The sequence below is a fragment of the Dactylosporangium sp. NPDC005555 genome (genome assembly GCF_040605635.1).
GTDB lineage: Bacteria > Actinomycetota > Actinomycetes > Mycobacteriales > Micromonosporaceae > Dactylosporangium.
Genome location: NZ_JBEXDG010000075.1, coordinates 23,351 through 46,818, shown reverse-complemented (window position 1 = coordinate 46,818; position 23,468 = coordinate 23,351). Strand labels below are relative to the sequence as shown.

The 23,468-nt window shown below is 72.9% G+C and carries 25 protein-coding genes; 12 read left to right on the top strand and 13 right to left on the bottom strand.

What is annotated here, in order from left to right; translation table 11 throughout:
* Nucleotides 1-44 precede the first annotated feature (44 nt).
* Entirely contained in the window at nt 45-368 is a 324-nt protein-coding gene (locus ABZS58_RS45320; protein ID WP_354790432.1) for a hypothetical protein, read from the bottom strand.
* 255 nt (nt 369-623) lie between these two features.
* On the opposite strand from ABZS58_RS45320, the gene ABZS58_RS45315 reads away from it, so the two are divergent.
* Nucleotides 624-1,937 carry a hypothetical protein gene (locus ABZS58_RS45315; protein ID WP_354790431.1) on the top strand — a complete coding sequence of 438 codons (1,314 nt, stop codon included), beginning with the start codon at nt 624-626 and terminating at the stop codon, nt 1,935-1,937.
* Between the two features lie 14 nt (nt 1,938-1,951).
* Nucleotides 1,952-2,500: a GNAT family N-acetyltransferase gene (locus ABZS58_RS45310; RefSeq protein ID WP_354790430.1), complete on the top strand. Its 549-nt coding sequence runs from the start codon at nt 1,952-1,954 to the stop codon at nt 2,498-2,500.
* Between the two features lie 83 nt (nt 2,501-2,583).
* Here ABZS58_RS45310 and ABZS58_RS45305 read toward each other — a convergent pair whose 3' ends face one another.
* A complete protein-coding gene (locus ABZS58_RS45305; protein ID WP_354790429.1) occupies nt 2,584-4,011 on the bottom strand; it encodes a lectin in 1,428 nt (475 codons plus the stop codon).
* A 208-nt stretch (nt 4,012-4,219) separates the two neighbouring features.
* On the opposite strand from ABZS58_RS45305, the gene ABZS58_RS45300 reads away from it, so the two are divergent.
* On the top strand, nt 4,220-5,059 hold the full coding sequence (locus tag ABZS58_RS45300) for a hypothetical protein (protein ID WP_354790428.1): 840 nt from the start codon (nt 4,220-4,222) through the stop codon (nt 5,057-5,059).
* 2 nt (nt 5,060-5,061) lie between these two features.
* Here ABZS58_RS45300 and ABZS58_RS45295 read toward each other — a convergent pair whose 3' ends face one another.
* From ABZS58_RS45295 to paaZ, 3 genes are read right to left on the bottom strand one after another with little or no spacing between them, the layout of a single operon-like run.
* Nucleotides 5,062-5,685 (bottom strand): SGNH/GDSL hydrolase family protein, encoded by a 624-nt coding sequence (locus ABZS58_RS45295; protein ID WP_354790427.1) that lies wholly within the window; start codon nt 5,683-5,685, stop codon nt 5,062-5,064.
* Between the two features lie 38 nt (nt 5,686-5,723).
* Complete coding sequence (locus tag ABZS58_RS45290) at nt 5,724-6,326, bottom strand: TetR/AcrR family transcriptional regulator (RefSeq protein ID WP_354790425.1); 603 nt, start codon at nt 6,324-6,326, stop codon at nt 5,724-5,726.
* Entirely contained in the window at nt 6,319-8,352 is a 2,034-nt protein-coding gene (paaZ, locus tag ABZS58_RS45285; protein ID WP_354790424.1) for a phenylacetic acid degradation bifunctional protein PaaZ, read from the bottom strand. Before paaZ ends, ABZS58_RS45290 begins: the two co-directional genes overlap by 8 nt.
* A 74-nt stretch (nt 8,353-8,426) precedes the next feature.
* Here paaZ and ABZS58_RS45280 point away from each other — a divergent pair, with 74 nt between their 5' ends.
* Both ABZS58_RS45280 and ABZS58_RS45275 read left to right on the top strand, forming a co-directional pair.
* Nucleotides 8,427-9,866 carry a glycoside hydrolase family 43 protein gene (locus ABZS58_RS45280; RefSeq protein WP_354790422.1) on the top strand — a complete coding sequence of 480 codons (1,440 nt, stop codon included), beginning with the start codon at nt 8,427-8,429 and terminating at the stop codon, nt 9,864-9,866.
* 34 nt (nt 9,867-9,900) lie between these two features.
* Nucleotides 9,901-10,224, top strand: coding sequence for a hypothetical protein (locus ABZS58_RS45275; RefSeq protein WP_354790420.1), 324 nt, complete (start codon nt 9,901-9,903; stop codon nt 10,222-10,224).
* A gap of 138 nt (nt 10,225-10,362) precedes the next feature.
* Here ABZS58_RS45275 and ABZS58_RS45270 read toward each other — a convergent pair whose 3' ends face one another.
* The 4 genes from ABZS58_RS45270 to ABZS58_RS45255 form a co-directional block, all read right to left on the bottom strand.
* Nucleotides 10,363-11,670, bottom strand: a complete 1,308-nt coding sequence (locus ABZS58_RS45270; protein ID WP_354790419.1) for an MFS transporter — start codon at nt 11,668-11,670, stop codon at nt 10,363-10,365.
* A gap of 99 nt (nt 11,671-11,769) precedes the next feature.
* Nucleotides 11,770-12,414, bottom strand: coding sequence for a nitroreductase family protein (locus tag ABZS58_RS45265; protein ID WP_354790417.1), 645 nt, complete (start codon nt 12,412-12,414; stop codon nt 11,770-11,772).
* Between the two features lie 17 nt (nt 12,415-12,431).
* The gene (locus tag ABZS58_RS45260; protein ID WP_354790416.1) at nt 12,432-13,499 is read right to left on the bottom strand and encodes an NADH:flavin oxidoreductase/NADH oxidase; all 1,068 of its coding nucleotides are present in this window, start codon (nt 13,497-13,499) and stop codon (nt 12,432-12,434) included.
* A 352-nt stretch (nt 13,500-13,851) separates the two neighbouring features.
* Entirely contained in the window at nt 13,852-15,102 is a 1,251-nt protein-coding gene (locus ABZS58_RS45255) for an MFS transporter (protein WP_354790414.1), read from the bottom strand.
* 75 nt (nt 15,103-15,177) lie between these two features.
* Between ABZS58_RS45255 and ABZS58_RS45250 the strand changes: the two genes are divergently transcribed.
* Genes ABZS58_RS45250 through ABZS58_RS45230 form a run of 5 tightly spaced genes read left to right on the top strand, consistent with a single transcriptional unit; the run spans nt 15,178 to nt 18,569 of the window.
* Nucleotides 15,178-15,675 carry a MarR family transcriptional regulator gene (locus ABZS58_RS45250; RefSeq protein ID WP_354790412.1) on the top strand — a complete coding sequence of 166 codons (498 nt, stop codon included), beginning with the start codon at nt 15,178-15,180 and terminating at the stop codon, nt 15,673-15,675.
* 33 nt (nt 15,676-15,708) lie between these two features.
* Nucleotides 15,709-16,446: a HEAT repeat domain-containing protein gene (locus ABZS58_RS45245; RefSeq protein WP_354790410.1), complete on the top strand. Its 738-nt coding sequence runs from the start codon at nt 15,709-15,711 to the stop codon at nt 16,444-16,446.
* 6 nt (nt 16,447-16,452) lie between these two features.
* The gene (locus ABZS58_RS45240) at nt 16,453-17,472 is read left to right on the top strand and encodes a MerR family transcriptional regulator (protein ID WP_354790409.1); all 1,020 of its coding nucleotides are present in this window, start codon (nt 16,453-16,455) and stop codon (nt 17,470-17,472) included.
* Between the two features lie 18 nt (nt 17,473-17,490).
* The gene (locus ABZS58_RS45235) at nt 17,491-18,201 is read left to right on the top strand and encodes a hypothetical protein (protein WP_354790407.1); all 711 of its coding nucleotides are present in this window, start codon (nt 17,491-17,493) and stop codon (nt 18,199-18,201) included.
* Complete coding sequence (locus tag ABZS58_RS45230; RefSeq protein ID WP_354790406.1) at nt 18,198-18,569, top strand: GntR family transcriptional regulator; 372 nt, start codon at nt 18,198-18,200, stop codon at nt 18,567-18,569. The genes ABZS58_RS45235 and ABZS58_RS45230 overlap by 4 nt, the downstream gene beginning before the upstream one ends.
* Before the next feature lie 216 nt (nt 18,570-18,785).
* On the opposite strand, the gene ABZS58_RS45225 is transcribed toward ABZS58_RS45230, so the two are convergent.
* The 3 genes from ABZS58_RS45225 to ABZS58_RS45215 form a co-directional block, all read right to left on the bottom strand.
* Entirely contained in the window at nt 18,786-19,388 is a 603-nt protein-coding gene (locus tag ABZS58_RS45225) for a hypothetical protein (RefSeq protein ID WP_354790404.1), read from the bottom strand.
* A gap of 11 nt (nt 19,389-19,399) precedes the next feature.
* Entirely contained in the window at nt 19,400-19,945 is a 546-nt protein-coding gene (locus tag ABZS58_RS45220) for a hypothetical protein (protein ID WP_354790402.1), read from the bottom strand.
* 136 nt (nt 19,946-20,081) lie between these two features.
* Nucleotides 20,082-21,050 carry an aldo/keto reductase gene (locus tag ABZS58_RS45215; RefSeq protein WP_354790401.1) on the bottom strand — a complete coding sequence of 323 codons (969 nt, stop codon included), beginning with the start codon at nt 21,048-21,050 and terminating at the stop codon, nt 20,082-20,084.
* 94 nt (nt 21,051-21,144) lie between these two features.
* On the opposite strand from ABZS58_RS45215, the gene ABZS58_RS45210 reads away from it, so the two are divergent.
* Nucleotides 21,145-21,594: a hypothetical protein gene (locus ABZS58_RS45210; protein WP_354790399.1), complete on the top strand. Its 450-nt coding sequence runs from the start codon at nt 21,145-21,147 to the stop codon at nt 21,592-21,594.
* Between the two features lie 17 nt (nt 21,595-21,611).
* Here ABZS58_RS45210 and ABZS58_RS45205 read toward each other — a convergent pair whose 3' ends face one another.
* Nucleotides 21,612-22,238, bottom strand: a complete 627-nt coding sequence (locus tag ABZS58_RS45205; RefSeq protein ID WP_354790397.1) for a maleylpyruvate isomerase N-terminal domain-containing protein — start codon at nt 22,236-22,238, stop codon at nt 21,612-21,614.
* 277 nt (nt 22,239-22,515) lie between these two features.
* Here ABZS58_RS45205 and ABZS58_RS45200 point away from each other — a divergent pair, with 277 nt between their 5' ends.
* Nucleotides 22,516-23,430 carry an NAD(P)-dependent oxidoreductase gene (locus ABZS58_RS45200; RefSeq protein WP_354790395.1) on the top strand — a complete coding sequence of 305 codons (915 nt, stop codon included), beginning with the start codon at nt 22,516-22,518 and terminating at the stop codon, nt 23,428-23,430.
* Nucleotides 23,431-23,468 lie beyond the last annotated feature (38 nt).

Sequence of the window (23,468 nt, the reverse complement as noted above, 5' to 3'; positions counted from 1 at the left end):
CCTCCCGCAGCAGGTCTGGATCAACCGACCAGCCCTGGAAACAGTCATACAGAACAACTAAAAAGATCTTGTCTCAATGATCTTGACAGATTCCGGTCCGGCGTCTGTTGAGCGGCCATCACCTCGCGAAGCCTCGCCGCGTAGGCGAGGGACGTGTCACTGAGTCGTTCGGCCGCTCGGATGGCGGTGTCCCACGAGCCACCGAGGCCGTAGTCGACGACCACGGTCACGTCGTCGTCTTTGACCACGAGCACCGGATCGCCGTCGTCATCGACCGCGAGCCATGACCGCAGCGTCCGGATGTCAAGGTCGAGATCCGGCTGTGGCGCGACCGGTGTCCCTGCGACCCGGGACGCTGACGCTCTCATTGGTTCGTCTCCGTTCGTTCTGGCCATGGGGCCAGGTTGTTGAATCCGGTCGAAAGTCGCGTTCCGCAAGCCTGTCGGAATGTCACTCGTCTGCGACGCAGTGGAAGCATGGAGTAGTGGCGTCGGACCCATCGAGGTCCGGTTGAGGACCTTTGAAGGACCAGGGCCGGACACCTGAGGGACATCGATTGAGCCGACGTGGTGCGGTAAGCGACGGTGAGCAGGTCAGCCCATGACGCAGGAGACGAGGCATCCGTGACGACTGCACGGCGCGAGCCCCGTACGCTGCTGGAGCATCTGATCCAGCAGCGAGACAACACGTATGAGGAACTCGCCGACGAGATCGGCCGCACCGGGGAGCGGGTGCCGATCAGCGCCCGGCACCTCGGCAGGCTTGCCCGCGGCGAGCGGGGGATGGCCGGTACGAACCCGGCAACCCGCCGCGCGCTTCAGGCGATGTTTTCGCTACCTGTTGAGGAACTGCTTCGCCCATGGTCACCGGCTGACGTTCCCACGGTCCGCAACCACGAGGCCAGCTCAACAGGGCTGATCGTGGTCGATGTCGACAGGAGCGTTCTCACCATGGCCGCTGACAGGGCTCGCCGGTTCACGCTGAACACGGCCCAGGCAACCGCCCCCGAGTTCATCGAGCAACTACGCTCCGATGTAGCGCGACTCGCCCTCGCCTACCCGCAACGCCCTGTCACCGATCTACTCGGCGACCTGGTCGAGACGCAGGAGCTGCTGTTCACCCTGCTGGAACGGCAACAGCCGCTCGCCCAGGCACGGCAGTTGCACTTCCTCGCTGCCGTCACGAGCGGGCTCCTCGCCAAGGCGTCCCAGGATTCCGGCGAGCCACACGCGGCGATGATCCAGGCGCGGACCGCGATCCTCTGTGCCGATCAGGCCGACCACGCCGGTTTGCGTGCGTGGCTTCGCGGTCTCCAGTCGCTGGTCGCCTACTGGGCCGGACGCTACCGCGAGGCCCTGCGCTACGCGGAGCAGGGCTCGTCCTTCGTCGCCGACGCCGGCGGCACGACTGCGGTCTGGCTGCCGCTGAGCGCGGCACGGGCGCATGCGGCACTTGGCAACGCTGAGCAGGCAATTCTCGCCATCCGCGGCGCCGAGGGCGCGTGGGACCGGGTCTCTGTCGACGAGCTGGACGAGCTCGGCGGTATCTGCGTCTTCAACCAGCCCCGGACGCTCTACTACGCCGCTGACGCCCTCGCGTGGCTACCCGGCCAGGCCGACGATGCGATCAGGTACTCCACCAGCGCCGTGGACGCATTCAGCAACCCGAACGATCCGTCCTGGGCGTTCGGTGACCAGGCCGGCGCACACGCGAACCTCGCCATCGCCCGACTCGCCGACCACAACGTCGGAGGCGCCGAGGAGGCCATCGCACCGGTCCTTGACCTGCCTCCCGAGCAGCGCATCAACGGCATCATCCAGTCCGTGCTCCGCGTCCAGGCCGCAGTGATCCGTGCCGGACTCGCCCAAGACGCCGCTGGTCTTGTCGACGCGATCGAGGCATTTACGAGGACGCCGCTGAAGGCCATTACCCGCTGAGCGAGGATCAGGGCATGTACCCCGTCACTCTCACCGGCCGCGCCGTCGTGCTCCGCGAATTCCGCGCCGACGATGCGGCCGGAGCCTTTCGTATCTTCGGAGACGACGCCGTCACCGCCTCCCTCTCCTTCGACAGTCGTACTCCCGAAGAAGTCACCGCCATCATCAACGCGGCGATCGAACGTGCGAGGCTGCGGCCGCGGACCGAGTACTACCTCGCCGTCACCCTCCCCGGCGACGAACTCATCGGCTTTGCCCGGCTGGGTTTCAACGGTGTTCAGGCGGCCAAACTCGGCTATGCGATCCGGGCCGACCAGTGGGGGCACGGCTACGCCACCGACGCGGCTCGGACCCTGGTTGCATTCGGGTTCGAGCACCTGCGTCTGCACCGCATATCAGCGGCCGTCGGCCCGGACAACCAGGCGTCGCTTGCCGTGGTGTCGCGACTGGGCATGCGATACGAGGGTCGGCTCCGTGGCCATGTCTTCACCAACGGGGCGTGGCGAGACTCCGACCTCTACGCGGTGCTTGCCGGCGACACGGACGGAGCCGGCGAGGTGTAGGGCCGCGGCCCGGGCTGGGCGTCCCGGGTCGCGGCCGGAGCCAGATCACGGGTGCTCCCGCAGCACGGCTCCCCAGGGTGGTCCTACGGCAGGGTCCAGTTCTGGTTCGTCTGGTTGTTGCAGGTCCAGATCTGGATCTGGGCGCCGTCGGCGGTGGACTGGCCGGTCACGTCGAGGCACCGGCCGGTGTCCGGGTTGACGAGGCGCTGGCCGTTGCGGGTCCAGCGCTGGTGGCCGTTGCCGTTGCAGTCCCACAGTTGCACCTTCGTGCCGTCCGCGGCGGCGCCGCCGGCCACGTCGAGGCACTTGCCGAGGGCGCGCAGGGTGCCGTCGGTGCCGGCCGTCCAGCGCTGCGCGGTGGTGCCGTTGCAGCCGTACAGCTGGATCTTCGTGCCGTTCGAGGTGCCGGCGGCGGCGACGTCCAGGCACTTGCCGGCCAGGCCGGTGACCGGGCCGGTGCCGGTCGGCGGGGTCGTGCCGCCGAAGTGGATCTCGCCGCGGTTGAGCACGCGCGGGTCGTAGTAGGTGCGCTTGACGGCGTCGTTGGTGTTCCAGGCGGGGTCGGTGAGCCAGCTGATCCAGACGCTGAAGAAGGTCCAGCGCGGCTGGGCGGTGATGGTCTCCGGGGTCGGCACGGTGCCGACCTCCGACAGCCCGATCGGCTTGCCGCCCGCGATGTTCAGCATGGCGTTGTACCAGGCCTGCGTCGGCTGCTTGTTGGACCACGCGTCGAGCGTGGCGAGGTCCACATAGGACGCTCCTGGCCAGTAGTCGGCGACGTGGCTCTCGCCGCCGGCGATGTCCTTGAGGTTCCAGACCCAGACGAGGTTGTCCAGGCCCTTGGTGCCGGACAGGTAGTCATGGGTGATCTGGAAGAGCTTGCGGCTGCCGTTCGCGCCGGGCCGCCCGCCCCACCAGGACCAGCCCTCGTTCATCTCGTGCTGCGGGCGGAACAGCACCGGGATGCCGGTGTTCCTCAGGTCCTGCAGGTAGGGCACGGCCTCGTCGAGGCGGCGCTTGAAGGCGGTGTTGAGCGTGGTGCCGTCGGTGACGAGCTCGGTCCACTGCGCGTCGGTCAGCTTGCTCATGATGGCGCCGGTGCCGTAGTCCCAGTGGCAGGACAGGGCGACGGTCGGCGGGCACATGTGCCACACCAGCGCGGGGATGGACCCGGCCGCCCACACCGCCTTCGCCTGGGCGATGACCGCCGGCCGGGCGTTGATGTCGTTCTGCTCGAAGGCGAAGTCGCCGGCCCACGAGCCCGGGTATTCGCCGGTGATGTCGCGGACCTTCTGCTGCCAGGTGTTCGGCGCCGAGCTGGGGCCGTCCTGCTGGCCGGACAGGATGTTGCGGCCGGTGATGCTCTGCAGGTAGTTGACGACGTCGGCGACGGTGGCGGTGCCGGTGGGCGTCGGCGCCGCCGAGGCGGGCTTCGGCGCGGCGACGGCGGCGCCGGCCCAGACGACGGCCGACACCGCGAGGGCGGCGCCGAGCTTTCGGACAGGGAGCATGAGGGGTTCCTTCCGCTGGCGGTCGGTTGCGAACTGAACCGAGTAAGTCAGCTAAAGGAGGTTAAGTCAAAGACTTGTCCCATCGACGCCGATCTCCCGGGGGACCGACGTCTCGCAGACCAGCTCCGGCGTCCAGCTCGGCACCGGCGCCGGCAACCGCGCTGACCGCGGCGACCGGTGGACCTGGGACTGACGTCTACAGTGGCTCGTGATCGAGCACCGGATCTTCGGCATCACCCGTACCCTGCAGCCGACCGCACCCGGCGACATCCAGCGGATGCTGGCCGTGGCCGAGCCGGGCGACGACCCCTCGTACACCTGGCGCGATGAGGACCGCGGCGTGGCGGTGGTCGTGTCGGTCGTCGACGCGAACCACTGCCAGGTCGCGCTGCTGGACGGCGGGCGCTGGCACGACCTCGTCGACTCCGACGAGCCCGGCTGGTCGTGGGTGTCGCTGACCGGCATGGCGGGGGTCGTGCCGCGGGCATCGATCCTGCCGTGCCGGCACGCGATCGACGCCCTGGAGACGGTGACGTCCGGCGGCGGGTTCGACCACCTGCGCGCCACCCGCCGCTGGCGTCCCGCGCAGGCCTGGGTCGACCACCGGCGCGGATACCTGCTGCGGGACCTCATGGAGGTGCTCTGGGACGCTTCCGGGGACCTGTGGCTGCGCATCGCCGCCGAGGGGCCGGCGGCGGACACGGGCCCGGCCGGCGTGCGGCACCTGGCGCGGGTGCTGGGGGTGCACAACCGGGCCATGGGCGGTGGTGCGGGTGCCGTGCTGGACGAGTTCCCGCCGGACTGGCTGGACGCCGCGGTGCGGGGTGCCGACTACCTCGACCTCACGGAGCTGTCGGCGCTGCTGCGCGGTGTGCACGCCGACCCCGACGCGATGGAGAACGCGACGGAGAACGCGGCCGAGGACGCGGATGCGATCCGGGCGGCGGTGCAGCGCAGGCTCGACACCGCGCCGGAGGAGTTCGGGGTGGCCGACGTGCCGGGGCGGGCCGACACCGACTTCCTGCGCCCGCCCGGCCGCACCCGCTGACGCTATCCGGTGATGACGCGCAGGAACGCCTCGGCGAGGACGGCGTGGCCCGGGAGGTCCGGGTGGACGCGGTCGTCGGCCCACAGCGCCGGCGGGGAGACGGCCAGGACGGCGTCGAACGCTTCCTGTGCCGCCACGAGCGGTGCGCCGAACTCCGTGGCCAGTTCGGCCATCGCGGCGGCGTAGCGGTCGCTCTGCGCGCGTTGCGGCTCGGTGCGGTCGGGTTCGATGAGGTACGGGCCGGCGAGCAGCAACCGGCAGCCGGTGGCGTCGACCGCGCGGCGCAGCAGGGTGCGCAGGGTCGCCTCGTACTCCTCCAGGGGCACGGCGTGCTCGGGCTGCCCGGTGAACGCCCGCCACACGTCGTTGATGCCGATCATCACGACCAGCCAGTCGGGCCGCTCGGCGACCGCGTCGCGGTCCCAGCGCGCGGCCAGGTCGCGCACCGTGTTGCCGCTGACGCCGCGGTTGACCCAGGTCAGCGGCACGTCGGGGAACCTGGCGGTGATGAGCGCCCGGACCAGGCTCATGTAGCCGTCGCCGTACGGCGCCCGCACGTCCCGCCGCCCGCAGTCGGTGATGCTGTCGCCGATGAACACGATCCGCTGCCCGGCCTCGAATCTCATCGCGTCATGATCTCACCGCGGTCGGCGGCCCTCGCCGGCTACTGCGCTGAGCGCGTCGAGAGGCCGTGCATGGCGAGGGTGACGACGGCGTCGACGACGGCCGGGCCGGCAGTGGGGCGGAGGTCCGGGCGGTACCACTCGGTGATGGAGTTGACCATGCCGAAGAGAAGCCGGGTGGCGAGACGGGGGTCGATGTCGGGGCGGATGTCGCCGGCGTCGGCGGCGGCGCGGACCATGTCGGCGACGCGGGCGTCGAGGTCGCGGCGGCGGCCCAGCGCCTCCCGCTCGACCTCGGTGTTGCCGCGGACGCGCAGCAGCAGCGTCACGAACGGCAGCTCCGCGACGAGGACCTCGGCGGTGCGGCGCACGACGTGCTCGAGGCGCCGCGCGGGCGGGCCCGAACACGCGGCGGGCTCGGCAAGCACGGCGGCGAGGGCGTCGAGGGCCCGGCCGACGCCGAGGCCGAGCAGCTCCTCCTTGCCGTTGAAGTGGTGGTAGAACGACGACTTGTTGAGGCCGGTCGCGCGGGCGAGGTCCTCCATGGAGGTGGCCTCGTAGCCGCGCTCGTTGAAGACCGTGACGACCTTTTCGAGCAGCTCGTCGCGGCTGTACCGGGGAGGCCGGCCGCGCCCGTCAGGCAAGTTTGGCGACGAGGGTCAGCACGTCGTACTGGGCGACCGACGAGCCGTCCTGCCGGGTGACGTCGGCGTCCCAGCGGACCTCGCCGTAGTTGGTGGACTCGCGCGGGGTGATCTGCTTGCAGGTCAGCGTCACGGTGAGCTCGTCGCCGAACTTGACCGGGGTGAGGAAGCGCAGCGAGTCGACGCCGAAGTTGGCGAGGACCGGGCCCGGGTCGGGGTCGACGAAGAGCCCGGCGGCGAGGCTGACGACCAGGTATCCGTGGGCGACACGCTCCCCGAAGAGCGGATTCGCGGCGGCGGCCTCGGCATCCATGTGGGCGTAGAACGTGTCACCGGTGAACTCGGCGAAGTGCTCCACATCCTCCTGCGTGACCCGGCGCGGGCCGGCGACGATCGTGTCGCCGGGGCGCAGCTCTTCGAGGTGCTTGCGGAAGGGGTGGACGTCGCCGGTGCGCCGGGAGGCGCCGGTGACCCAGCGGCCGGTGATCGCGGCGAGGGTGTCGGGGTCGGCCTGGACGGCGGTGCGCTGCATGTGGTGCAGGACGCCGCGGATGCCGCCCATCTCCTCGCCGCCGCCGGCGCGGCCGGGGCCGCCGTGGACGAGCATCGGCAGGGGAGAGCCGTGGCCGGTGGACTCCTGGGCGTCGCGGTCGTTGAGGATCAGCAGCCGGCCGTGCCACGGGGCGACGCCGAGGACCACGTCGCGGGCGAACGCGGTGTCGGCGGTGACGACCGAGCCGACGAGGCTGCCCTGGCCGCGGGCGGCGTAGTCGACGAGCTGGTCGACGGTGTCGTAGGGCATGACGGTGGCGACGGGGCCGAACGCCTCGATCTCGTGCGGCTCGGCCCGGTCCGGGTCGCCGACGAGGAGGATCGGGGAGAGGAACGCGCCGCGGTCCGGGTCGGCGTCGACGACGTCGACCTTGTCGAGGTCGCCGTAGACGATGCGGCCGGCGCCGGTGAGGGCGCCGACGCTGCGGCGGACCTCGTCGCGCTGGTCGAGGCTGGCGAGGGCCCCCATGCGGACGGTCCCGTCCGCGGGGTTGCCGATGACGGTGCGCGCGAGGCGGCCGGACGCGGCCTCGACGACGGCGTCGACGAGGTGGGCGGGCACGAACGCGCGGCGGATGGCGGTGCACTTCTGCCCGGCCTTCACCGTCATCTCGGCGACGAGACCCTTGACGAACAGGTCGAACTCGGCGGTGCCGGGGACGGCGTCGGGGCCGAGCGCCGACAGGTTGAGCGAGTCCGCCTCGGCGTTGAAGCGCACGGAGTTGCGCACCAGCGCCGGGTGCGTGCGCAGCAGCTGTGCGGTGGACGCCGACCCGGTGAAGGAGACGAGGTCCTGGCCGGTGAGGTGCTCGAACGTGTCGCCGAGGCTGCCGGAGACGAACTGCAGGGTCCCGGCGGGCAGGATCCCGGACTCGACGATGACCTCGATGAGCTCGGCGGTGAGGAACGCGGTCGGGGTGGCCGGCTTGACGATGGTCGGCACGCCGGCGAGGAACGCCGGGGCGAACTTCTCCAGTGGCCCCCAGACCGGGAAGTTGAACGCGTTGATCTGGACGGCGACGCCGCGCAGCGAGGTGCAGACGTGCTGGGCGAGGAACGTGCCGCCGCGGCCGAGCGGCTCGACGGCGCCGTCGACATACACCGTGTCGTTGGGCAGCTCGCGCTTGGCCTTGCTGGCGTAGGAGAGCAGGACGCCCATGCCGCCGTCGACGTCGAACTTGGAGTCGCCGAGCGTCGCGCCGGTCCGCGCGGACACCGCGTAGAGCCGCTCCCGCTGCTCGCGCAGGTGCAGGCCGAGCGCCTTGAGCAGCGCGGCCCGCTGGTGGAAGGTGAGCTCCCGCAGCGCCGGGCCGCCCGTGCGGCGGCCGTAGTCCAGCGCGGCGGCGAAGTCGACGCCGGCGGACGACACCCGCGCGACCTCCTCGCCGGTGACCGCGTCGTGGACGGGCCTGCCGTCGTCGCCGGCGGTGTGCCAGGTGCCGAGGACATGGTTCCGGAGCAGGGGAGTGGTCATGGCGGCTCTCCAACCAACCGAGAACTAAACGAACGTTTGGTGGAATAATAGACCGTCCGCCCGGCTGTGCGAGGATGCGGGTCATCACCGAACCCGTCGTCGCAGGATTTCACCCCGACCCGAGCATCTGCCGGGCCGGCGACGACTACTACCTCGCCTGCTCCAGCTTCGAGTATTTCCCCGGCGTGCCGATCCTGCACAGCCGTGACCTGGTGCACTGGACGCAGATCGGCAACGTCCTGGACCGGGTGCCGCTGCGCGCGGACACCCCCTCGTCCGGCGGCATCTACGCGCCGACGCTGCGCCACCACGACGGCCGGTTCTGGCTGATCGTCACGAACGTCAGCGGCGGAGGCAACCAGCTCTACACCACCATCGACCCGGCCGGTCCCTGGTCGGGTCCCGTGCCGCTGCCGGAGGTCGCCGGCATCGACCCGGACCTCGCGTGGGACACCGACGGCACCTGTTACTGCACCGTCGCCGGTGTCTCGCAGGTGCGGATCGACCCGTCGACCGGGTCGGTGCTCGGTCCCGCGCGGCGGATCTGGTCGGGTACGCCAGGGGCGAAGGCACCGGAGGCGCCGCACCTCTACCGGATCGGCTCCTGGTGGTATCTGCTGCTGGCGGAGGGCGGCACGGAGCGCGGCCACGCCGTGTCGGTCGCCCGGGGCCCGTCACCGTCCGGCCCGTTCACGCCGTGCCCGTCCAACCCCGTCCTCACGCACCGGGGCACCGACCACCCGATCCAGAACACCGGCCACGCCGACCTGGTGCAGGCGCCCGACGGCTCGTGGTGGATGGTGCTGCTCGGCGTCCGCCCGGGTGGGGGCACGCCCGGCTGGCACGTCCTGGGCCGGGAGACGTTCCTCGCGCCGGTCCGGTGGGACGACGGCTGGCCGGTCGTCGGCCCGCTGTCCTCCGGGCCGTCCCCCGTCGTCGACCTGCCGGTGCGGGACGACTTCGACGGGCCCCTGCATCCGCGATGGGTGTCGCTGCGGCGGCCGCCGGACGTGACGGCGGACCGGCCCGGCTGGCTGACCCTGCACGCGGCAGGCGGCTCGCTCGACGACCCGGACGTCACGCTGGTCGCCCGGCGCCAGCAGCACCTCTCCTGCCGGGTCAGGACGCTGCTCGACCCGGGGACGGGTCGCGGTGGCCTGGTGGTCCGCCTGGATGAGGACCACCATTACGAGATCGAGGTCTTCGCCGGCACGGCCACCGTGCTGGCCCGGATAGGTCCGCTGCGTGGAGTGGTCGCGTCGTGGTCCGTGCCGGCCGGACCCGTCGTCCTCGGGGTCGACGTGACGCCGGCGCAGCCGAGCGACGACCCTCGCCGCGGACCCGATGTGCTGGAGTTCGGCGTCGTGGCCCCGGACGGGACACTCACGTCCGGGGCCACGCTCGACGGCCGCTACCTGTCCACGGAGGTCGCCGGCGGCTTCACCGGCCGGGTCATCGGCATGTATGCCGTCTCCGGCACCGTCCGGTTCGACTGGTTCGACTACGCCGTCTGACGCGTCAGCAGGACAGGGTGCCGCCGCGCAGCGCGTGGCTGTTGTCGTTGCCTTCTGCCACCCCGAGCCGCTCGGGGTCAGCCGGTACAGCGTGCCGGCGCCGTTGCGCACGGCCCAGACGACCGACGCGGACTCGTACGACAGGCCGCTGAGGTTCTCGCCGAAGGCGTTGCCCGCGTCGGCGTCGGCGTCGGCGACCGTCGACCCGCCCGGCCACGCGCCCGGCGCCGGCGGCGGGCACGCGTTCGCGGCGCCCTTCGTCGCGGCGCTCGTGCCGACGAACGCCCCGGTCCCGTTCGGGCAGCTCCCGTTCGGGCAGCGGCCGTACGTCTTGCCCGCGTGGCCGGACCAGGAGTAGGAATCGACGAGGGTGCCGTCAGGCTGGTAGAGCCGGACGCTGTCAGCGCTGCCGAGGCCGTATGCGCTCTCCACGTCGAGGGCCAGGAACGCGCCCGGCGCCAGGCTCACCCCGCCGCCGACGGTGTACACGTGCGCGTCACGCAACGGCGGCCGGGGTGCCGTGGGCCGGGAGGTCCCGCAGCGTGCGGGCCTCGGTGGCGAGCAGGGGCAGGGGGGCGGTGGCGTAGAGGACGGCGAGTGCCCAGATGGCGGACCGGATGCCGAACGCCGAGGCCAGGAGGCCGGCGGTGGCCGCACCGAACGGGACGGTGCCGAACACGAAGATCCGCGATGCCGCGGTGACCCGGCCGAGCAGGTGCGCGGGGACGAAGGTGCCGCGGAACGTCATGGTCATGACGTTCGACATCGTGGCTCCGGCCAGGGCGATGAAGGAGCCCGCCGCGAACAGCGTCAGGCGCGGTCCGTGGCCGCCGAGCGGCAGCAACAGCACGAACGGCGCGGCCGCCAGGTTCGCCACCAGATAGGTGCGGGCGCTGCCGAAGCGCCGGGATGCCCGCGATGCGAGCGCCGCGCCGAGGACGGCGCCGAGGCTGCCCACGCCGATCACCAGGCCCGCCGTTCCGGGCGCGGCGCCTTCGGTCCGCACCAGAAAGACGACGCGCAGTGCCGTGATGCCCAGCATCGCGAAGTTGGTCACCGCCGCCACGACCAGCATGGCCTGCAGCAGGCGGCCGCGCATGATGAAGGCGATGCCCTCGGCGATCTGGCGCGGCATGCCCGGACGGTCGCCCGCGGCAGGGCGCGGCTCCGGCTCGGACCGGAGGCCGAGCAGGCAGACCGCCGACACCAGGAACGTCACGGCGTCGATCAGGACGCCGCTGACCGCGCCGGCCGCCTGGGCCAGCAGCCCGCCGAGGCCCGGCCCGACGACCAGGGCGACCGACGCGCTGGTCTGCAGCTTGGCGTTGCCTTCCATGAGGTCTTCCGCCCGGACGAGACGGGGCAGGAACGCGTTGAACGCCACGGTGGCGAAGACGCCGGCGGTCCCGGCGAGCAGCGCGGCCGCCACCAGCATCGTCATGCTCAGCACGCCGGTCCAGGCCGCGACCGGGATGACGACGAGCACCGCCGCGGAGACGACGTCGGCGATCAGCAGGGTGCGCCGGCGCGGCCACCGGTCGACCCAGACCCCGGCCGGCAGCCCGATCAGCAGCCACGGCAACCAGGTGGCGGCGGTGAGCAGGGCGACCATGGCCGGACCGGCGTGCAGGGTCGTGACGGCCACCAGCGGGAGCGCCACCGTCGTCATCGCGGATCCGATCGCGCTGGTGGACTGCCCGGTCCACAGCAGGGCGAAGTTCCGGGTCCGCAGCAGCCCGCCCACCGGCCTGCGCCGTGGCATGGGTCCGTGCCCGTCCGCGGCCACCGCGTCCCCGTCGGTCATCCGGGCAGGATCACACGCCGCGCCCGGCGCGTCGATCGCATTAGCGCTCGGCCGCGCCCCATGGGCTGCGGCGTCGTGAGGGCCACCGGCGGGAGACGGTCACCAGTGGTCGAGGTGCAGGACGGTGTCGAGGGGGTCGCGCGGGGCCGGTTTGAACGTCTCGCCGGTGTAGTAGGCGGTCGGGATGAGGACGCCCTGACGGATGTCGTCAGGGATGCCGAGGAGGTCGGCCACCTCCTGCTCATGGTCGAGGTGCAGGGTGGTCCACGCGGTGCCGAGGCCGCGGGCGCGGGCGGCGAGCATGTAGCTCCACGCGGCCGGCAGCAGGGAGCCCCACACGTCGGCCTGGCTGCCTGCGGACAGTCGGGCGACGCGGCGGCAGGCGAGGACCAGCACGGGCACGTCGCCCATGTGCTCGCCGAGCCAGGCCGCGCTCTCGCCGACCCGGAGCTGGGTCGCCTGGCGGGCGGGATCGCCGGCGTAGCGGTCCGCACGGGTGCCGCCGGCCGAGGCGTACGAGCGGAACGCCCGGCGGTAGATCTCGCCGATCGCCGCGCGCCGCCCCGGATCGGTGACGACGATCCAGTGCCAGCTCTGCGCGTTGGAGCCGGACGGTGCCTGCAGGGCGATCTCCAGGCACTCCCGGATGAGCGGGATCGGCACCGGCCGGGTGAGGTCCAGGCGCTTGCGCACCGACCGGGTCGTGGTCAGCAGCTCGTCGGGGGTCAGCGGCAGCGTCGACATCTCACCCACCTACCCAGCTACCCGCGGGGGATGCCGGCGCGGTACTGCCGCGGCCAATCGAGCGCGGCGCCGAGCTCACGGGCCGCGCGCTGCGGCCAGGACGGCTCGCGGAGCAGGGCGCGGCCCAGGAGGATGACGTCGGCGGACTCCTCGGCCAGGATCTTCTCGGCCTGGCCCGGCTCGGTGATGAGCCCGACGGCGCCGACCGGAAGGCCGCTGCGGGAGCGGACCGCGTGGGCGAACGGCACCTGGTAGCCGGGGCCGAGGGTGATCTGCTGGCCGGCGTCGTTGCCGCCGCTGGACACGTCGACCAGGTCGACGCCGCGGCCGGCGAGGACCGAAGCCACTTCGGCGACCTCGTCGACGGTGAGGCCGCCCTCGACCCAGTCGGTGGCGCTGACCCGCACGACCAGCGGCAGGCGGTCCGGGATCGCGGCGCGGACGGTGTCGACGACCTCCAGCAGGAGGCGGGACCGGCCGGTGAGGTCGCCACCGTACGCGTCGGTGCGCAGGTTGGACAGCGGCGACAGGAACTCGTGGATGAGGTAGCCGTGCGCGGCGTGGATCTCGATGACGTCGAAGCCGGCGTCGGCGGCGTGGCGGGCGGCCGCGGACCAGTCCCGCAGGAGCGCCTGGATCTCCTCGACGGTCAGCGAGACCGGCGTCGCGTAGCCGTCGAACGCCACCGCGGACGGCGCGACGGTCGGCCAGCCGCCCTCGGTCTGCGGCACGCTGCCGCGGCCCAGCCACGGCGCGAACGTCGACGCCTTCCGGCCGGCGTGCGCCAGCTGGATGCCGGGCACCGAACCCTGGCCGCGGATGAACGCGGTGATCCGCGCGTAGTCGGTGGCGTGCGCGTCGCTCCAGATCCCGGCGTCCTGCGGGGAGATCCTGCCGTCGGGGCGCACCGCGGTCGCCTCCGCGATGACCGCGCCGGCGCCGCCGCGGGCGATGCCGCCGAGGTGCACGAGGTGCCAGTCGGTCGGGTGCCCGTCGACGGACGAGTACTGGCACATCGGGGCGGCCCAGACGCGGTTGGGGAACGTGACGCCACGCAGGGTCAGCGGAGCGAAGAGTCGGCTCATGACGACCGGTAACATCCCGCCCGACGCCGGATCTTCCTGACTATGACATAGCCAACATGACGGCCCAGATTTCCCTATTAAGTCAGTCGATCTTATATGTAATATGCATCCGTGACCGTCGCTACCCCTGTCGGACTGCGCGGCGCTGAACGCTGGCGCGGCGGCCAGACCGGGTTGAACGCCCGGAGGGTCCAGCCGTCGAGCCGGCGCCACGCGTCGCGGATGAGCCGGCGGGCGGCGGTGGGTTGCACGTACGGCAGCGGCAACATGTCTGCTCCTCCATCGGTCGGGCTTCTGGATCGATTCAGAAGCTCGGTTCCGACGCTACGCGCCCGGGCGTGATGGAATCCAGTCACGCGCTGTGTCGCCCGCCACCCTCCGGTAGGCGGCGCAGGTGGCGCACCGACGACGGCGCCAGCGCCACGAGGGCGGCCGCGGCCATGACGGTGGCGGTGACCAGGAGCCAGGTGTGCTCGCCGACGCTCGCGGCGACCGGGCCGGTGAGCGCCAGGCCGAGCGGGCGCATGACGAACGAGCCGACCTGGTCGAACGCGAACACCCGCGCGAGCTTGTCGGGGGCGACGTTCTCCTGGATCGCCAGGTCCCAGTTGACGCTGAAGATCTCCAGGCCCAGCCCGTGCAGGAACGCGCCCGCCATCACGACGGTCAGCGGGACCGGCAGCGCCATGGCGAGGGGGAAGCAGGCGGTCAGGCCGAGGAACGCGGTGCCCGACAGCAGCAGCCGGCTCGGGCGGTACCGCAGCGTGATGACCCCGCCGACCATGAAGCCGACCATGAGCGCTGCCAGGGCCCAGCCCCACGCCGCGTCGCCGAAGCGCCGGGTCACCAGGACCGGGCCGAGGACGCCCTGGGCGCCGCCGTACATCAGGTGGTAGATCAGCGCCTGGACGAGCAGCGTCCACAGCCACGTGTGGCGGAACACCTCGCGGGCGCCGGCGCGCAGGTCCTCCAGCATCGAGCGGGCCGCGGGGATCGCGACCGGGGCGACCCGCATGACGGTGAAGCAGACCGCCGCCGCGGCGAACGTCGCGGCGTCCACGGCGATCGCCCAGCCGGGCCCGAACAGCCCGACGAGCAGGCCGGCGGCGCTGAATCCGAGCACCATCGCCGTGTTCTGCGACAGTCGCAGCACGGAGATCGCGGTCGGCAGCGCCGCGGCGGGCACCGTCTGCGGCACCACGGCGCGCGAGCTCGGGCCGGCGACGGCGGCGAGCCCGCCGTTGACGGCGCTCATGACGGCCAGCATCGGCACGGTCGCCGACCCGGTCGCCAGGCTCACCGCCACGACCGCCTGCGACAGGCAGGCGAGGGTCGCGGCGCCGCGCATCAGCAGCTTGCGGGAGAACCGGTCGCCGAGCACGCCGGCGAACAGCGTGGTGACCACGTCGACGAGCGCATACGCGGCGACGACCAGGCCCAGGTCGGTCGCCGAGCCGCCGAGGTGCAGCACGGCGAGGGCCATCGCCACGGGCGTGATCGCCGAGCCGAGGCCGATCAGCGTCCGGCCCGCGAGCAACCAGCGGAAGGGTCCCGACCGCCACGGGGACGCCGTCTCGTGCGGCCGGTCCAGAACAGTGGGCATGTCCTCGAAAGTATTTCGCCAGCGAACCTTTTGTCAACGAACTGTTCGCTACCGAAAGACTGTTAGGATCCGGTCATGGGCCAGGACTTCGCCGACCGCCACGTCGCCCGCTGGCGGGACCACTGGATCGACGTGCCGTTCGACGACGCGATCGAGACCGCCACGGTCCGTCTGGCGCGGATCGCCCGGCACTTCCGCGACAGCATGCAGGCCGCGGCGGCCGAGGTGGCCCTGCAGCCGTTCGAGTACGAGACGCTGCACCAGCTGATGATCCGCGACACGCCCGGCACCGCCTCGCCGCGCACGCTCGCCGAGGACCTGGGTGTCTCCCCGGCGGGGATGACCGGCCGGCTCGACACGCTGGAAAAGGCCGGCTACGTCAAGCGGACCCCCAGCCCCACCGACCGCCGCAGCGTCACCATCGAGGCCACCACCGCCGGCGTCGCCGTGTGGCGGCGCGCCATGATGCTGCGCGGCCGCGCCGAGGAGGAGCTGTTCGGCGCACTGTCCGAGCGGGAGCTGGCCACCCTCAACCGGCTGCTGAAGAAGCTGACCACCGTCATCGAGGCTTGACCTTGACACCGTGACAACCTCTTGACTGTGGCCATGACCACGACACAGGCAATGCGGGCGCTGGAGCACGGCAAGGCGTCGGTGCGGCTGCAGGCGGCGCTGGCCGTCGGCACGCACCCCGACCCCGGGCTGATCGAAGCGCTCGTCGAGCGGTGCGCGGTCGAGCCCGACTTCTACGTGCGCGACATGCTCACCTGGGCGCTCACCCGCCACCCGGCGGCGACGACGGTGCCGCGGCTCGTCGCGGAGCTCGGCTCGGCGGTCCCGCAGGCCCGGAGCCAGGCGCTGCACACGCTGTCGAAGATCGGGGACAAGCGGGCGTGGCCGGCGATCACCCGGGCGCTGCTGACCGACCCCGCCGACGAGGTGGCGCGCAGCGCCTGGCGGGCGGCGGTCGTGCTACTGCCCTCGGGCGAAACGGCCTCGGGTGCGACTGCCTCGGGTGCGACTGCCTCGGGTGAGATTGCGTCAGGTGAGACGGCCTCAGGTGCGAGGGTCGGAGGCGAAGCGGCCGGACTGGCCGCGGTGCTGGTGACCCAGCTCGGTCGCGGCGGGCGGGAGACGCAGCTGAGCCTCAGCCGGGCGCTGACCGCCCTGGGTGAGGTGGTCAGGCCCGCGCTGAGCGTCGCGACGGCGAGCCCTGACCCGCGCGTACGGCGGCATGCGGCCGCGACGGAAAAGCTCCTGCGCGACCCGGACGCCGGATTCGAGTTCGCGATCGAGGAGGCGAAGCGCATCGTGGCACTGGGGCCCGACGCTCAGGAGGGATGACAGGCAGTGTTGATCGGTGACGTCGCGCGACGGTCCGGGGTCAGCGCCCGCATGCTCCGGCACTACGACACGCTGGGCCTGGTCCGGCCGACGGGCAGGACCGGGTCCGGCTACCGCGAGTACTCCGGGGAGGACATCCGGCGGATCTTCCACATCGAGATGCTGCGGTCGCTCGGACTGTCGCTGCGCGAGGTCGGGCGCGCCCTGGACGACCCCGCCTTCACGCCGGCGGCACTCGTCGGCGATCTCATCGACCGTACCCGCGACCGCATCGCGGCGGAGAACGAGCTGCTCAACCGGCTCAGCCGGATCGGGGCCGCGGAGCCGGAGGACTGGCAGGAGGTGCTGCAGGTCGTCGCGCTGCTGCAGGGCCTCGGGTCGTCGAGCCCCGACCAGCGGCTGCGGGCGGCGCTGACCCCGCCCGACGACGGTCCGGTGCCGGTGGAGGCCCTGGTCGAGGCGGCGCTGCACGAGACCGACCCGAACGTCGCCGGGGCGCTGCGGTGGGCGCTGGCGCAGTCCGGCGACCGCGGCCTTTCGCTGCTGGCCTCTGCCGTCACCGCCGCGGACGCCGGCGTGCGGCGGCGCGCCGTGGAGGCGATCGCCGCGTTTCGCGACGACGCGGCAGGTGTACTGCTGCAGAACGCCCTGACGAACGCCGACGTCGCGGTCCGCAGGCGCGCGGCGATGACGCTGGGCGCGCGAGGGGGCGCCGCGGCGGTCCCGACCCTGATCGACATGATCGTCGAAGGGGTGAACGACACCGACGCGGCCGATGCGCTGGGCGCGCTGGCGGCGGATCCCGCGCTGGCGGACGGGATCGCCTCGGGGCTCGTCGGCCGGCTGTCCGGCGGCACCGCCGAGCCCGCCGCGCGGCGGCGGCTGACCCAGGCCCTTGCCGAGATTCCGGGCGCCACGACGACCCGGGCCCTCGCGGAGCTGACCGCCGATCCGGACCGCGCGGTCGCGCTCACCGCGACGTACCTGCTGACCTTGCGCGCACCCCCTCTTGTATCAGATGATTGATACAAGAGGGGGTGCCGAATGTCGGTCTTCAGGGCTGCCGGGGTGCTCGCCGGTGTGGTGGCGGCGTGGGTCGCGGTGCGTTCCGGGACGGGCGTGCTCCTCGCCGTGCCGCTGCTGAGCACCGGGATCGTGGCCGGGGTGCTGCTCGGCGAGCTCTTCGCGCCCCGGCCCGGGGGAGCGGTCCGGCGGGCCTCGTTGCGCGTCCGCCGCGTCACCGACTATCTGCCGCCCGCGCCCGCCACGGTCGCCGGCTGCGCCTCGCTGCTGCTGCTCGGCGTGTCGACCGGCACGACCTCGCTCGCCGGGCACGGGCGGCTGCTGGAGTGCGGCGGCGCCGCGGTCGGGCCGTTTCCCGGCGCGTACTCCACCGTCCCCACCGGAGCCGTCGTCGGCGGGGGACTGCTGCTCGCCGCGCTCACCCTCCGGCGGGTCACGCGCCGGCCGTGGCTGGACGACGACGCGGCCCGGCGCCGCTCCGCGCGCACCGTGACCGCCGCGTCCGGCGTCCTGGTATCGGCACCCCTCGCGGCGGTCTCGGTGAGCGGCGGCTGGGCCCTGCACCGCCTGGCGGACACCTGCGGCCACTCCTGGTGGACCGCCGCGGGTCAGGGCCTGCTCGTGCTCGCCGCACTGGCGGTGCTCGCGCTGGGCTGGTTCGGGGCGGCGCTGCTCATCCCGCCCACGGCACCTACAGCGGCCGGCACGGTGCCTGCCGTGGCCGCCCGGTGACCGAGCTGGTGGTGGTCGCGTCCGACCCGACACCGCCGTACGAACAGCTCCGCCGCCAGCTCGCCGCGCTGATCACCACCGGGGCACTCCCCGCGGGCGCCCGCCTCCCGCCGCTGCGCCAGCTCGCCGGCGACCTGGGCCTGGCGGTGGGCACGGTCGCGCGCACCTACCGCGAGCTGGAGTCCGCCGGCCTGGTCGAGTCGCGCCGCGGTGGCGGCACCAGCGTCGCCACCGCGGTCCCCGTGCCGGCCGCCGCCGACCTGTTGCGGCTCGCGGCCGCGGACTTCGTCCACCGCGCCCTGTCCACGGGCGCGACCCCCGCGGCGATCATCGCCGCGGTGCACCGTGAGCTGGGTCCGCCGCAGTGAGCACGGCGTAGAGAGGCGCCGGCACCCGGTCGGGCGGGACCGCCCCGACGAGCGGTCGCGCGGAGCGGACCTTCCGCCGCGCCCCGCTGTCCAGCTCGTCCACCACAGCGATCCCCACCCCCACGATGCGACGCCGTCCACCGCCGGGCGGCCAACGATTTTTCAGGACCGGGACCGCCCGCACCTGCCGGCGCGCGGAGCTGGGAGCCGTGGTGGTCAGGGCCAGTCGGGCAGGCCCGGGAGCTGCCGCTCGGCGATCTGCGTGGCCTTCGGCTCGTCGGCCGGGTCGATGGTGTCGCGGAGGATCGAGACCTCGACCATCCCGCCCGTGTCGCCGCGGTCCCACGCGACGAGCAGCGACGCGCTCTTCAACGGGATGTTGACCACCGGCGCGGGGTCGACGAGCCAGAGGGCGGGCCGGCCGAGCACGGTGCGGGGCTGCGCCTCGTTGAACAGCTTCTGGTAGTCGGCGATGCGGGTGCCGTCGCGGGACACGTTGAGCCGCAGCGCGCTGTGCGGCAGCGACACGGTGCACTGGTGCCAGGCGCCGCCCGGGTCGTACGACGTGCCGGTGCCCTTGTTCGTCGGCGGCTGCTCGACGATCGCCAGGATCTCGGGCTCGCTGATCAGCGGGCACAGCTCCTGCTGGGCCTTGCGGTGCCCGGGGTCCGTCGACTCGGGAACCGCGGCCGTGTTCGCGTCGGCGCCGCTCGTGGCCGTCGGGTCCCAGCGGCCGGCGAGGGCACCGCCGAGATACACGGCGATCACCACGGTGATGACAGCGGGCAGGACCCAGCCGAGGAGGGGACGGCGGTGCATGGCCGGAGAGCCTACGGCACGCCGTGCAGCCAATCGACGTCCTCGTCGGCGTCGAGGGCCGCGGCTCGCACGTCGATCTCCCAGCCGTGCGCCTCCGCGATGCGCCGCGCGTCGCGGGCCCGGTCCAGGAACGCCGAACCGCCCGCGCCCAGGTGCAGCAGGACGGTGCCGTCGTCCCAGTCGTTCGTCACGGTCACCAGGCCACGGTCGTCGTCCGCCATGAAGTCGGCAAGGCCGCGCAGCACGGCGCACGCCCACACGAGCGCCGGGAGCCGGAAGTCGGCCCTGGACGCGAACTCGACCACCAGGGCGCCGGTGCTCTCGTCGTACCGGAGCAGCAGCTCGTCCTCGACCAGGTCGCGCAGGACGCCGGCGTGGTCGCCGGAGAGCCACCCGTCGCACTCCTCGACGGCGGCGGGCAGCTCGTCGTGCGAGGAGGCGGCGACGCCGGCCCAGTCCTGCCAGCTCGACGCCGGCCTGACCGGCGCGTCCAGCCACGCCCGCAGGCGCGGCGCCCCGATGGTGACCGCCGCGGTCACGCACACTGTCTCGGACACGGCGGCACTATAGACCCGGGACCCTGGTGACGCTCCGCGAGGGATCCGGCAGGCGCCACCGTCACCCCGGACCGCGTCACCGGGCACCGGGACGCGTCGGAGGACGGCGGCGTCACGTGACGCGAGGCCCGGGTCCTCAGCGTTTGGCGTACGGCGAGGCCCACGCGAAGCGGTCCGCGGCGTCGAGGCGTTGCAGCTGCCCGGCGTCCAGGGTGAGCGCGACGCCGTCGAGGGCCGAGTCGAGCTGCCCGACCTTGCTGCCGCCGAGCATCGGGCGCAGGCCGCGGCTGAGCAGCCAGGCCAGCACGACCTGGCCGCGGGCGGCGCCGGTCTCGGCCGCCACCGCGTCCAGCGCGGCGATCCGGGCGGTGTTGCCCGGATGGTCGTACACCTCGGGAATCACCTTCTCCGGGTTGTCGTAGGCGCCGGACAGCAACGGCGTGTAGGCCCACACGTCCATCCCGTGCTCGGCGGCGTAGTCGGCCTGCTCGTCGCTGAGGACGCCGAAGCGGTGCTCGACGCCGGGCGGCAGGGTCCCGGGCCGCGGCCGCAGGTAGGTGGCGTTGAGCTGCAGCGCGTCGAACGGCACCGCCCCGATCGCCGTCGCGTGCACCCGGCCGCGCTCGACCAGCCACGACGGGTGGTTGGACACGCCGAAGCGGTCCGCGGCCAGGCCGGCCAGGGCCTCGACGGTGTCCTCGATGCGGACCGACCGGTCCTCCTGGTGCAGCCACAGCAGGTCGACCCGGTCGATCCCGAGCCGGTCGAGGCTGCCGGCGAACGCCGACCGCACCGCGTCCGGCGACAGCCCGGCCCGCCGGTCCGGCCACGACCCGGGCTCGACCGGCTCCGCGCCGAGCTTCGTCGCGATCCTCACCCGCTCGCGGACGCCCGGGCGCGCGGCCAGCCAGCGGCCGATGACCCGCTCGCTGTCGCCGCCGTGGCCGCTGGCGCTGGCCCAGAACGCGTAGCAGTCCGCGGTGTCGATCCAGACCCCGCCGCGCTCGACGAACCGGTCCAGCAGCGCGAACGAGGTGTCCTCGTCGATGGTGGTGCCGAACATCATCGCCCCGAGCACCAGCGGGGACTGCGTCGTTTGCGTCATGCCTCGACCCTGGCACCTGGAGCGCGCTCCAGGTCAAGCGAGCACGGCGCGTACCCGTTGTGCGATCATGGCAAAACGTTGATCCACTACGGAGATGGGTGAAGTGGGTTTCTTCGGCGGGTTCCTGTTCGACGGCCAGACCTGGACGGAGGTCGACATCGACGATGTCGTCGCTCCGGGCGGCGGCCCCTGGCTCCACGTCGACATCCATGACAGCGACTTCGCGGCGGTCACGTACCGGCCCGCCGGCCCGGGCACCGGTGTGGCGTTCCTCGGCTTCACGCCCCGCGTGTATTTCGAGAACCCGGCCGCGTCCCCGCCCACCGACGTGCACCGCGAGGCCGCGGGCCTGGCCGCCTGGTGGGCCGCCCGCCGCGACGCTGTGACGGGCGCCGACCTCGCGGCCAAGGCGGCGGCCGTGCTGCTGTACCTGGCCAAGGACGACGAGGACGACGAGCCCGCCGACGACTCACCGTTCGTCGAGGACAAGACGGACCGCTTCCTCACCGCCCTGGGCCTGCCGCCGTTCCAGCCGCCGGCCTGACGTGCCCCGCGACCGCGTCAGAGCGCGGCGATCGACGAGGGCGCGCGTTCGCGGCGGGACAGGGCGCGTATCACGTCCAAGGGGCCGTGCCGCCAGGCGGCGATGCTGCTCAGCAGGTGGATCGTCGCCGTCGTCGCGTCCTGCGGCATCGCGGGGGTCGGCACGCCGAGGCTGACCGCCAGGTCGTCGGCGTGCACGACCAGCTCCATGACGCGGGTCAGCAGGAAGTCGTCGATCCGCAGCCCGTAGTCGCCGAGGTCGACGACGCGCTCCGGGGCCTGGGCCGGCACGGTCGAGCGCAGGTCGGCCAGCGCGGCGTCGACCTCGTCGGCCAGGGCGGCCGGGGTCGTGGCCGAGGCCAGCTCCTCGCTGCGGCGGCGGATGGTGACGTTGTCGCCGCCGTCGATGCCGGAAGTCACCCACGCGTTGCCGGTGTAGTGCTCCAGCAGCGGGATCGCAGTGTCGCCCGGCGGCGTGGCGAGACGCGGGAGGGTCGCGATGACCTGATTGGCCAGGTGACGGGCGAGCCCGCCGGTGGAGAGGTCGGGCAGGGCACTCGGGGCGGACCAGCGCTCGGCCAGTCCCGGCTCGCGCAGCAGGGTCGAGGTGATCGCGGCGGCATCCAGGAACGCAGATCGGATCATCGGTCGTACCCTACCCGGAAGCCGCCGGTAAAGTCGGCCGCCATGACGGGGACCGGCTGGCTGGATGACATTCGCACGGATGGTCTCGTGGCTGGACGGGGCCGGCTTCCGCACCGAGGTCCGTCTCCTGCACCACGCGAGCGGGGGAGCGACCGGCGGCATGGTGCTCGCGCATTCCTGACCGTGCCGTGCCGTGCCGTGTCACAGGTCGGCGCGCTGTCTCGTCTCGGGGTTGAGGGCGCCTTCCGCGGCACCCCGGGACGAGGAGGATGACGACATGCGCGTGTTCGTGGCAGGCGGGAGCGGGGTCATGGGGCGCCGGCTGGTGCCGCTGCTGGTGGCCCGCGGGCATCAGGTGACCGCGACGACGACCACCGCGGCGAAGCTGCCGCTGCTCGAAGAGCTCGGCGCCGAGGGCGTCGTCATGGACGGCCTCGACGGCGCGGCGGTCGGCGAGGCGGTCGCGGCGGCGCGCCCGGACGCGATCGTGCACCAGATGACGGCGCTGTCCGCCGGGCACTCCGGCAAGCCGAACCCGCGCCGCCCCGACCGGTTCTTCGCCGCCACCAACCGGCTGCGCAGCGAGGGCGTCGACCACCTGCTCGCCGCGGCCGAGGCGACCGGCGTGTCGCACCTCGTCGCGCAGGGGCACGCGAGCATGAACGGCGGGCGCAGCGGCGGCTGGGTCAAGACCGAGGACGACCCCCTCGAAGTGGTGGAGGGCACCAGGGCGATCACCCACCTCGAGCAGGCGGTCGTCGCGGCCGGCGGCGCGGTCCTGCGGTACGGCGGCTTCTACGGCGAGGGCGCCCACGACGACCAGGTCCACCTGATCCGCAAGCGGCTGGTCCCGATCGTGGGCCGCGGCACCGGCCACGTCTCGTGGGTGCACATCGACGACGCCGCGGAGGCCACCGTCCTGGCGGTCGAGCGGCGGGCGCACGGCGTGTTCAACATCGTCGACGACGAGCCGGCACCGGTCAGCGAGTGGCTGCCGTACCTCGCCGGATGCGTCGGGGCGAAGCCGCCGCGGCGGATCCCCGTGTGGCTGGCCCGGCTCCTGGCCGGCGAGATGGCCGTCGGCGCGCTCGTCGAGGGGCGCGGCTTCTCCAACGCCAAGGCCAAGCGGGACCTCGGCTGGCGGCTGCGGTACCCGACGTGGCGGCAGGGCTTCAAGGAGGCGCTCGCATGAGCGGGCAGCGGAGCGGCTCGGGCCGCTCATCGTGTGGC